Genomic DNA, 9,664 nt, shown 5'->3' with positions numbered 1-9,664 from the left:
ATCATTTTTCTCAAGATCGACCACAATCGTTCCATAGTGATGTCCCCGCCGCCATGCCCAGTCATCCACCCCCACCACACGTGTAAGGGCCGTGCCTTTTGTGGTGTTCTGCACACGTGAGAGAAGACGGCGGACAAGAGTATCCGCGCTGATGGGGCAACACAGGCGCACGGTCATTCGTGCTCCAGCGGAACCGCCCAGGGTGTGGGCGATATAATAATGAAGATCGGCAAGACGTGTGGTCTGTCTGCCATGACGCACGGTTATCCCCTCAAGGGGCATGACAAACGTCCGACGTGGACAAAGCATCGTCTGGCAGAAAAAGCGCGGCACAGAAACGATCAGCGTGGCTGGACGGCCCTGCCATGGAAGATCCGCGAGTTTTCTCTGATAGAAACTGTGAATGCGTTGTGTCGGGCACTGACAGTCCGGACACACTGCACTCCGTTTTCGCAGACCGACTTCGATCTCCACTCTGTTATCCAGTGCAACAACACGACGAACGACGAGGGAACGGGGAAGATCAAGAGACCGAAGGCGTGACACTGGGGAATATCCATGAAAGTGAACGACTTTCTGGATTTCCCAGTTCCGGAACCTCAGTACAAGATACCCATCACGAAAAGTACGGAAGAACCCATATGTGGACGGCTCTGTCTTGCAAGGGGGAAAATAGCGGTGTGACCGTGTCGTTTGCACCCATATGTCCGGCCTGTTTTTGCAGTGTTCAGACTGCTGGCCAAGATGGTTTCTGCGATGGAAGTTCCATTCAGTTCTGCGGTTTTTGAAAACCACGGGCTCTTGCGGAGTGTCTTCCATTCAGATCGAACGATCTCCCCATCTCCTCTTTGCAGGACTGCGGTATCGGCTCACACGATCACGTTCTTTTTCCGTGCATCGTGTTGGCCAATCTCGTCAGCAGGCGGCTGCCGCTGCCAGCGCAACAGCATCCATCGGTTTGCGATATGTTTCGCCGCTGGTCATCAGCTTCCATGCAATGCGTGCCATCCTGTTGGCCAGAGCCACAGCAGCGGGTTTCGGCTTCTTTCTGCTCAGAAGACTGAGAAGCCACGGCGTGGCGAGACGGCTCTGTCCGTTCTGCCTGACATGCCGGAGCACGGTGGTCGCGCCAACCACCAGCGTGCTTCTCAGGCGGTTGTCTCCAGCCCTGGTGATCCCGCCATGCCTGACCTTGCCACCTGAGGAATGATCACGAGGAGTGAGGCCTATCCACGCCGCGAAATCCCGCCCTGAGCGGAACAGATGCGGATCCGGCGCCTTCATGAGCAGAAGAGCAGCAGCCAGAGGACCGATGCCCGGAATTCCGGACAGCCTGCGGCTCACCTCCTGACTTCGATGCCATGTGGCCAGCTTTTTATCGAGATCCCTGATCTGTTCCATCAGACCTTCATACTCTTCTGCCATCTGCGCAAACAGATCACGTGCTAGAGGTGGCAGCGTTTCTTCAGACGCAATCTGCTGAAGGAACGGGGCCACACGGGAGAGACCCACAGGGGCGGTCACTCCAAATTCTGCGGCATAGCCCCGAATGGAATTGGCCAGCTGGGTCCGCCTGCCAATGAGCCGCTCCCGCATGCCGACAAGCATGAGGGCTGCCTGCTGCCCAACGGTTTTGACAGGTACAAAACGCATGGTCGGCCGGCTCATCGCCTCACAGAGGGCCTCGGCATCTGCCGCATCATTCTTGCTGCGTCTGACGTAGGGTTTGACAAGCTGTGGCGCCATCAGCCGCACCTCGTGGCCAAGTGCACCAAGGGTTCTGGCCCAGTGATGGGACGCTCCACAGGCTTCAATGCCAATTACTGTGGGCGGAAGGTTCGCGAAAAACCGGATCATCTGATGTCGGCTCAGTTTCCGGCTCAGAACAACCCGCTCATCGGCATCCACGCCATGAAGCTGGAACACTTTTTTCGACGTATCCATGCCAATACGGATCAACTGGGACATGATGGTTTCCTCCACTGGACACTCAGCTCTTCAGTATCCTCTCAGGACCGCTGCGAGCCGTCCACACCATCAGTTCTCAGTGAAAATCAACACCGATGTATCAGATCGCCTTCGAGACCGGGCTGTTCGCGACGCTCGTTCCTTGGCTGATACTCAATCACCGGGGCCTGAGCATCCTGATCCACCCGAATACGCGTTCTCCGCGCCGGGATCACATCAGCGACGGACTCTGGCTCGGGCAGCGTCGCGCCTTGCTGCCGAAGCGGCTACCGGAAGACTCGCCGAAGGCGGACGACGCAGGGGCTCCGAATACTGAACCGGCGGGTACGGCGCTGATCTGACGCCAGCCCAAAGCCAGGAGCGTGGCGGCGTTCTATTGGTTGCTTTGGTTGTCATGGTTTCCTATATTGCCATCACGAAGAGGACTCTGCCAGGAGGCGACAGGATGCCCACGACACCCGGTTCGGAAACACGCACCCGCGTTGCGGGAAGCCATACGAGAACCCGACTTCTCGGCGTGGGCAGCATCGTGACGGTGCCGGCCGGCCTGGAACTGGCTGCACGCAAGACAGCTCGAACGCGCGGACGTGCCAGCGCGAAGCCACAGGTGCTGGAATACGAGGTTCGGCCGCAAGCCGGTCGCTCTCCCTCCCGCGAGACCGCAACAGATGCCTATGCGGTCGGCCCATGGGGACTTGCCCTGTTACGCGGGAAACAGATCAGGGACGACGATCTTCGCCGTGCCGGTGGCGCCTATACGCTCGATCAGGTCAGGGAACTGCTCAGAGTCACCCGCCAGGCCATCGAGAAGAAAGTCCGCGAACAGGCGATCCTGGCGGTTCCGGGACCGAGCGGCGAGCGGCGCTATCCGGTCGCGCAGTTCACTGGGGATGGGGTCGTGTCGGGCCTGAAGCCGGTGCTCGCCGCCCTGCCAAGCGAAAGCGCATGGTTCCGTCTGAATTTCCTGGTTACGCCGCTCGCACAACTCGACGGGCAGACACCGATCGAAGCGCTGGGCGCTGGCAAGACCGAAGCGGTTGTGGAAGCCGCGCAGTCCATCGGCGTCCAGGGCGGTTGACCGCGTGCCGAACCAGCCCTGGCCGCCGGGAGACCTCGCCTCCCGGCAACCCCGCTGGCGCATTCTGCCCGCGGGCCATCCCCTGCATCGTTTTCACTCCCGCGCTCATGATCCGATTTATTTCGACCGTTCGCGCTCCGGGCGTCTCAACGCGCCGGACGGCTCTCATGGCGTTCTGTACACGGCGGAACAGCAGGCCGGCGCGTTCGCGGAGACGTTCCTGCGCGCGCCAGGCCGCACGCTGCTGCCGATCAATCTCATCGCCGCCAAGGCCTGCACCATACTGAGCGCCAATCGGGAACTGCGGCTGGTGGAGCTGCATGGCCCCGGACTGGCTGTGCTCGGCGCCACGGCGGAGGTCACATCATCCGGCCTGCCGTACGATCTGCCACACGCCTGGTCGAAAGCCGTTCACGACGCATGGTCCGATGCCGACGGCATCAGCTACCGCGCCCGCCATGACAACGATCAGATCTGTTTCGCCCTTTTCGACCGGACGGAGAGCGCGATTGCGATCGCCTCCCAGAGCGACAATCTCGATGCGGACTGGTTCTATGAACTGATGGAGATCTATGGCGTGGGACTGACGAACTGACCGGCAAGGTTTCAAATCCCGAGTCCCCGCTTCCGTCCGAAAGTCCAGTCCACCGCTCCACCCGGCGACAGGGTGCCGGAAACCTGCCGTCCGAGCTTCTGCTCCAGCGCCGGGCGCCACGGCACGAGCTGGAACCCCAGCCCATCGTCGACCATCGCAAACCGACCCGAGGACAGGTTGACCCGCTGGCGATAAACCCCCGAGACAATCTCGTCTTCCTTCGCGGGCCGGTGTTGCAGACCAGTCTGCGCCGCCAATCTGGCGGCCGCCTGATCGAGATCACGCTGGCGCAGGGTGCCGAGCAGGTCGGGTGCGAACACCACGCGCTCGCCCTGCCGCCGGGCCAGCCCCTCGGAGGCGAGATGATCGATCCGCTGCGCCCTCGCCTCGCGGACCTCGGCCCCGAAGCCCGCATTGGCCAGCGCCGAATCTTTGGCGAGCAACTGGCGATCGAGCCAGGTCGCGCCGGGCGCCGTCACCTGCTCGGCCAGCGTGAAATCCGAGCGCGTGGCGAGCGACAGGCGCTGCGTGCCCTTGGCATCCTCCCAGGTGCGGGTCTCGACGATCGCGCCCGGCTTCGCATCGCCGGTCAGATCCAGATCGGGGAAGCGGAGATGATGCGTGCGCCCGTCGGTGCCGGCGATCACCGCGTAGCCCGAACCCTTCAGTTCGTCGTCTAGCCCGCGCTCGACCAGCCGGCCAACGATCGGATCGGCCAGCTTCTCACCGTGGATCGCGAAACCCGCGATGTCGGGCTCTGTCCCACCGCCGGACATGGCGCGGTGCATGGTTTTGATGATGTCGCCCCGGATGGAAAGATCGCGCAGCGTCGCCTCCAGCCCCGGCTTGAGGGTCCAGCGGGCCACCCCGACCGGTTCGGCAAGACCAAGCCCTTCCAGCTTGCTCGCCCGGCCCACCAGCAGGCGGCGCAGTTCCGGGTCTTCAGCACCCGCGCCCGGTTGCAGATCGACGATGCCGCCGCGCTCGTCGTTGATGTCCTGCAACGCGCGATCGAGACTGGTCCAGCGGTCAGCGCCGATCTCGGTTTCCAGCGCGGTGCGGATTTCCTGTTCACTGCGCGGGCCAAGTTCCAACGTCACCCGTTCGGCGGCGCGGTCGCGCAGGCCCTGGCTGATATAAGCGCGGCTGATGACCAGATCCTTGCCGTCGTCGGCCACGCCGCGCACCAGGATGTGGACATGCGGATTGTCAGTGTTCCAGTGATCCACCCCGACCCAGTCCAGCTTGGTGCCGAGGTCGCGCTCCATGTCCTGCATCAACTCCCGCGCGAAGCCCCGCAGATCCTCCATCCGTGCTGCGTCCTCGGGCGAGACGATGAAGCGAAAATGGTGACGGTCGTCTTCGCAGCGTTCCGCGAAGGCCTTGCTGTCCGCCTCATCAGACCCGACATCGAACAGATGGGCCCTGGCCCCGTCGCGAGTGACGCCCTCGCGCCTGAGATAGGCGATGTGCCGGGCGAGTGGTGCTGACCGAAACCGCGCACCCTGCTGGCGGACGACCCGCGCCTTGACCACGACCCGACGGGCATTGCTGCGCAACCGCATGGAGAGTGCCGCACGCCGGCCGCGCCCGAAACGGGAACCGCCACCGCCTCCCCTGCCCTTCGCTCCTAACCGGGTGCCGGTATGACCGGCCTTCTTCGCGGCACGCATGACCTCGCCGACGAAGGATTTCGGTCGTGCGCCCTGGTTGCCGTGCTGGATGCGTCCGGGCCGGACAGTCAGGCTGTCATCGCGCGTCGCCATGGCCCGCTCCCCGCTTCGATGTGCGCCTGACGGGCCCGGATCGTTGAAAAGATTAGGAAAAATGGACGAAGAGCCGCAGGCGGTGCATGGTGAGAGGACAAATTCTCCAATCAAACCAACCACATGCAGCCCCGAACGGGCGCTGCTTTTACCTTGCCGTCCTTCCCTCCGTTGCCTATCTCCCCCCAGCACCCCATCCCCAAGGCACCCATAGCCCGCCAGAGCCCGATGGGCCGGAACGGGGATCATCGGCGCGCCTCCCCATGTCCTGACGCGATGAACAGACCTGCCGATTGCGGTACGAGTGCCGTCCAGTCTGTCATTCGGGAACCAGATGAACGTGCCGGGTCGTACGCACTGCCGACAGGCCGGGACGCATCGCCCGTACGCAGGAACGACGCCGGAAAGAGGGAAGAAGTCTGCCAGGATGGTGCCAGCGGAGCGCCGATCGCGATGTTATCGGGAAGCGAAAGAGCCAGCTGCGCGCTGACGGATGCGACGTAGTTCCGCGTCTCGGCAGGTAACGGTCGGCCGGTCGCCAGATGCTCGTCATAGCGCGCGGGACCGGCATTGTAGGCGGCAAGGAACCCGGCCTCGCCATAGCGGTCGCGCATCCACCGCAGATAGGTCGCACCGGCCAGAATGTTATCGTGGGGGTCGAACGGATCCTCGCCAAGGCTGAGCGACGTGCGCAGGCTGGACCATGTGCCGGGCATCACCTGCATGAGCCCCATCGCGCCCGCCGACGACACGGCATGCGCATCGCCTCGGCTCTCCGCGTGCAGCACGGCGGCGATCCATGAAGCTGGAATCTGCGCGCGTCTGGCCGCTTCCGCGATCATGTCAGCGTATGGATCGGCGACCGCGACATGCCCCGATATCGTCATGGAAACGACGACCGAAAGCACGACACCGAGCAGCCGGAGTGCCGCCTTACCGCCGGTCATCACGCTTCACCGGGCGGCTCCAGACCAGATGGAAGGCGCGCCCCTGACGATCGGACTGGAACAGATTGGCGCGGATCGGCTGCGCCAGCATGGGGTCGTCGAGAACCAGCGAGAGGTAAGTGCCCGCCTTCTCGCCGGTGCGTTTCCACCCCGCACCCACCTCCGGTCCGGCATCGGCGTCGCCGAGATGGACACGATAGTCGGGCGCATACTCGGCGTCCGACGAAGTCGCCGGCACGATCGTCAGTTCGACGTCGAGGGCGAGCGTGCGCAGGCGACCGGCGAAGCCGTCAGCCGTGCGCGTGAAAGTTCCGATCTGGGCCATGTCAGCCTCCTTTCTGATTGGGGGTGGGAGACATCGGTGACGGCACGAGCCACAGTGGCTGGGCACGGCCAAGCACCGCATCGACCGGCAGGATGCCGAAATAGCGTCCGTCGAGACTGGTCGGGACCGCTGCGTTCATGACGAAGACCTGACCGGGCAGGACGTGCCGACAGCCTTGCCAGACCGGCAATGGACGGCCGCGATGATCGCGGGCCAATGCATCGCCGAGCGGCTTGCCGTCGACCGTGACGGCAGCACCAATGCGACAGACCCGTTGTCCCGGCAGTGCGGCAACCGGCTTGAGCAGCGGCACACCGAGGGGCAGATAGCCGCCGTGCGCCAGCATCGTGGCAATGTCTGTCGAGGGTCGGATCGCGATCAGGTCGCCGACATGCAGGATGCTTACCGATTGCAGGCGGTACAGCCCAATCGGCGTGCTGGCAGTGGCGTTCCAGATCAACCGGGGCTCCGGATGGATCACCACTGACGTGCCAACACCGAGTATTGCGAAATAGGTGGTGAAGAACCAGCCGAAGCGCGTCATGATACCGCCCTCCGGCGCAGCCAGGCCTGATGGCGGTCGCGCGTGTAGGGACGTGGTGCCTGCCCGGCGAGCATCCGATTGTGCAGATGTCGCCAATGTTCCGGCGCGACATCGACGGGATCAATGCCGATAGCTTCGATACGATCGACGGCTTCGAGCACCAGGCGGACCCTCGGCCAGCCGCTCTGGCGCAGCAGACTCTCACCACCGGGCCGCACGAACGGCACCGTCTGATACGGCTCGTCGGAACGGGTGACGCGCACGATGTCGATGCAGGACACCACCGTGCCGTAATCGTTCGCCGCCCAGCGCAGGAACGCGAACACGCTGTCCGGCGGAAAGCTCAGTATCCGCCGCCGACGATCGAGAATCTGCTCATGGGCGACAGAGCCGAAGCGGATCCAGTGCTCGATGCGCTTCTCAATCCAGGTCAGTTCGACATGAGCGAGGGTGGCGTTCATGGCACATCTCCAGAAGTATCCGAGAACTCGCGGGCCAGCAGCGCGCGCAGCATGTCGGCGACCTTCGGACGCCACGCGCTCATCGTCAGGCGCTCGAACTGCTCCTGCGCCTCGTCTCGGAAGATCTCGTAGGCGTTGCGGCGCTCGATCAGGGTCAGCCCTTCGGCGATCAGCCGCTCCAGTTCCACCGAGCGGATCTCGCTGCCGTCCTGTTCTTTCTGACTGTTCTTCTGCGCCTGCTCGTTGCGGTCAAGCTCGCGTTCGACCTGGCCGACCATGCGGTGGAAGATGTTGACCGTGGACCAGAGCAGGGTTTCGAGGTCAGGCTCCAGCCGCGTTTCGGTCAGGGTCGCAGCGATGGCGTCGAAGATGTCGGCGACGGCACCCCCGATACGAGGAGCTTCGGGCAGCGGCCTTGGATCGGGCTCGTCCTCGAAGGGACGGTAGCCATACATCTGGAGTTCCGCCAGCACATGGGCGGTCGGAGATGCGGCATGGGCGGGTTCGAAATCGTCTGTCACGCGGGTCATGGGGCTGTCCTCCGGGATACCGGCCGCGCCCTTCGCGGCCTTTCCGGGGGCGGATAGCGGCAGACCAGGGACGGGACGGAACCGCGCGCTCGCGCGCGGCCGCAGCGCAGCGAAGGATGCAGGGGGTCGGCTATTTTGCTTCGCGATGTAAAGCGCCCCCAAAGGGGCGCGACGGAAAATAGCCGGCCCCGCCATTGAAGGCCCGGCCCGGCTGACGCCCGCTCCCCACTTGAAAGGCCCAGGGCGCGCCCCATCCGGATACAGGACAGCCCCGCACCATACGGGAAAGATGATGAACCTCACCTCCCTTTCCCGGCCTGCTCAGGTGCCAATGCTCTCCAGAAACCGCGCCACGTCCGAGGGAGCGAGTTGCGGATGCAGGATCGCCCGCAGCGCGCCGCGTCCCAGGGCACGGAGATCGTCGTTGAAATCCGCCAGACGCGGTGACAGGCCGATCAGTTCGATCCCGGCTTCCGTGGCCCGCGCGTCGAGCGTCGCCAGCGCCTGATCCCCGGCCGGGTCGTCATCGCGCAGGACGTAAAGACGGCGCAGCGGCGGCGGAAAAATCAGGGCAGCGAGATGCGCCGAAGACAGGCAGGCGGCCAGCGGCAGATCGGGCAGAACCTGACGGAGCGACAGCACCGTCTCGATGCCTTCTCCGGCAGCGAGCACGTCGGATGCCACCCCGAAGCGCACGGCATGGCCGAGCAGTCCGCCCAGGGCACGGCGCGGATGATCGACCGGGGCCTTGCCACGCCCGTCCGCCGCCAGCCAGGTGCGATGAACCCCGGTCAGCGTGCCGTCGAGATCGGTGACGGCGGCGATCATGGCGGGCCAGGTCTCGGTCGGACTGTCCTCGTCGGGGCGGTAAAAGCAGCGCGGATGGAAGCGCAGGGCTCCGGTTCCGTGCAAAAGCGTAAGGTCGCGTCTGCGAAGATACGCTTCTACTTGCGTACCCGCGATCGGCCCGGACATGGCCCAGAGCCGTCGCGCCGCTTCGGAAGAACTGGCGGAACCACGCTCACGGGCAGGCCGGTCCTGTGACGGCGGCACCGGGTCAGGGCGAGGCAGGCTGAGGAAGGCGCGCGCCTCGTCGACCACGTCGCGGAAATCCTGCAGACCAAGGCTTTCGCGGATCACATCCAGCAGATCGCCATGTTCGGCGGACTGCGCATCGGTCCACTTACCGGCCCTGCCGTTCGCGGTGTCATGTAGCCGGACAAACAGCGACCGACCGGGCGTGTTGCGCACATCGCCGACCAGCCAGTAATTGCCGTGACGGCGACCGGCGGACAGATACCGACGGCATACCGCCTCCGCGTTCTCCGCCAGACGGCGGGCGAGATCGCCTGCATCATGCCCCGCCATCGCCTTGCCCTCCTGTGTCGGGATTGCCTCCGTCCAGGGCAATCGCCAGCCAGCGATCAGTGGTCATCCATGAAATCGCTTT

11 protein-coding genes and 1 pseudogene are annotated in these 9,664 nt (G+C 64.1%); 3 read left to right on the top strand and 9 right to left on the bottom strand.

All coding sequences use genetic code 11. The features are described from left to right. Both AABE20_RS08350 and AABE20_RS08345 read right to left on the bottom strand, forming a co-directional pair. Window positions 1-546: transposase family protein (locus AABE20_RS08350; protein ID WP_489752673.1), on the bottom strand; the 546-nt coding region annotated here is incomplete at its 3' end. Between the two features lie 369 nt (window positions 547-915). Next, window positions 916-1,968: an IS110 family RNA-guided transposase gene (locus tag AABE20_RS08345; RefSeq protein WP_338332654.1), complete on the bottom strand. Its 1,053-nt coding sequence runs from the start codon at window positions 1,966-1,968 to the stop codon at window positions 916-918. Window positions 1,969-2,063: 95 nt separating this feature from the next. Between AABE20_RS08345 and AABE20_RS08340 the strand changes: the two genes are divergently transcribed. From AABE20_RS08340 to AABE20_RS08330, 3 genes are all read left to right on the top strand, one after another. Beyond that, window positions 2,064-2,309 (top strand): DOPA 4,5-dioxygenase family protein, encoded by a 246-nt coding sequence (locus tag AABE20_RS08340; RefSeq protein WP_370543935.1) that lies wholly within the window; start codon window positions 2,064-2,066, stop codon window positions 2,307-2,309. 104 nt (window positions 2,310-2,413) lie between these two features. Continuing rightward, window positions 2,414-3,046 (top strand): hypothetical protein, encoded by a 633-nt coding sequence (locus tag AABE20_RS08335; protein ID WP_019086936.1) that lies wholly within the window; start codon window positions 2,414-2,416, stop codon window positions 3,044-3,046. Window positions 3,047-3,050: 4 nt separating this feature from the next. Further along, window positions 3,051-3,641: an RES family NAD+ phosphorylase gene (locus AABE20_RS08330; protein ID WP_019086935.1), complete on the top strand. Its 591-nt coding sequence runs from the start codon at window positions 3,051-3,053 to the stop codon at window positions 3,639-3,641. An 11-nt stretch (window positions 3,642-3,652) separates the two neighbouring features. Here the strand turns inward: AABE20_RS08330 and AABE20_RS08325 are convergent, their stop codons facing one another. The 7 genes and pseudogenes from AABE20_RS08325 to AABE20_RS08295 form a co-directional block, all read right to left on the bottom strand. Then, window positions 3,653-5,407, bottom strand: a complete 1,755-nt coding sequence (locus tag AABE20_RS08325) for a relaxase/mobilization nuclease domain-containing protein (RefSeq protein ID WP_034930448.1) — start codon at window positions 5,405-5,407, stop codon at window positions 3,653-3,655. A gap of 245 nt (window positions 5,408-5,652) precedes the next feature. After that, the gene (locus AABE20_RS08320) at window positions 5,653-6,354 is read right to left on the bottom strand and encodes a lytic transglycosylase domain-containing protein (protein WP_034930451.1); all 702 of its coding nucleotides are present in this window, start codon (window positions 6,352-6,354) and stop codon (window positions 5,653-5,655) included. Further along, the gene (locus tag AABE20_RS08315) at window positions 6,341-6,679 is read right to left on the bottom strand and encodes a DUF736 domain-containing protein (protein ID WP_034930454.1); all 339 of its coding nucleotides are present in this window, start codon (window positions 6,677-6,679) and stop codon (window positions 6,341-6,343) included. Before AABE20_RS08315 ends, AABE20_RS08320 begins: the two co-directional genes overlap by 14 nt. 1 nt (window position 6,680) lies before the next feature. Next, a complete protein-coding gene (locus AABE20_RS08310) occupies window positions 6,681-7,223 on the bottom strand; it encodes a S26 family signal peptidase (RefSeq protein WP_034930458.1) in 543 nt (180 codons plus the stop codon). Next, a complete protein-coding gene (locus tag AABE20_RS08305; RefSeq protein WP_053323591.1) occupies window positions 7,220-7,684 on the bottom strand; it encodes a DUF2840 domain-containing protein in 465 nt (154 codons plus the stop codon). Before AABE20_RS08305 ends, AABE20_RS08310 begins: the two co-directional genes overlap by 4 nt. A 47-nt stretch (window positions 7,685-7,731) precedes the next feature. Beyond that, window positions 7,732-8,214, bottom strand: a pseudogene (locus AABE20_RS08300) (hypothetical protein); the annotation flags it as partial. Between the two features lie 321 nt (window positions 8,215-8,535). Next, on the bottom strand, window positions 8,536-9,582 hold the full coding sequence (locus tag AABE20_RS08295; RefSeq protein ID WP_034931912.1) for a DUF7146 domain-containing protein: 1,047 nt from the start codon (window positions 9,580-9,582) through the stop codon (window positions 8,536-8,538). Window positions 9,583-9,664: the final 82 nt, after the last annotated feature.

The organism is Acetobacter zythi, from assembly GCF_963921165.1.
Classification (GTDB): domain Bacteria; phylum Pseudomonadota; class Alphaproteobacteria; order Acetobacterales; family Acetobacteraceae; genus Acetobacter.
This window is presented reverse-complemented; position numbering and strand designations above follow the sequence as displayed.

Coding starts and splice junctions, on each gene's coding strand:
- AABE20_RS08345 (WP_338332654.1), bottom strand. CDS start 1,968: ATGTCCCAGTTGATCCGTATTGGCATGGATACGTCGAAAAAAGTGTTC.
- AABE20_RS08340 (WP_370543935.1), top strand. CDS start 2,064: ATGTATCAGATCGCCTTCGAGACCGGGCTGTTCGCGACGCTCGTTCCT.
- AABE20_RS08335 (WP_019086936.1), top strand. CDS start 2,414: ATGCCCACGACACCCGGTTCGGAAACACGCACCCGCGTTGCGGGAAGC.
- AABE20_RS08325 (WP_034930448.1), bottom strand. CDS start 5,407: ATGGCGACGCGCGATGACAGCCTGACTGTCCGGCCCGGACGCATCCAG.
- AABE20_RS08320 (WP_034930451.1), bottom strand. CDS start 6,354: ATGACCGGCGGTAAGGCGGCACTCCGGCTGCTCGGTGTCGTGCTTTCG.
- AABE20_RS08315 (WP_034930454.1), bottom strand. CDS start 6,679: ATGGCCCAGATCGGAACTTTCACGCGCACGGCTGACGGCTTCGCCGGT.
- AABE20_RS08310 (WP_034930458.1), bottom strand. CDS start 7,223: ATGACGCGCTTCGGCTGGTTCTTCACCACCTATTTCGCAATACTCGGT.
- AABE20_RS08305 (WP_053323591.1), bottom strand. CDS start 7,684: ATGAACGCCACCCTCGCTCATGTCGAACTGACCTGGATTGAGAAGCGC.
- AABE20_RS08295 (WP_034931912.1), bottom strand. CDS start 9,582: ATGGCGGGGCATGATGCAGGCGATCTCGCCCGCCGTCTGGCGGAGAAC.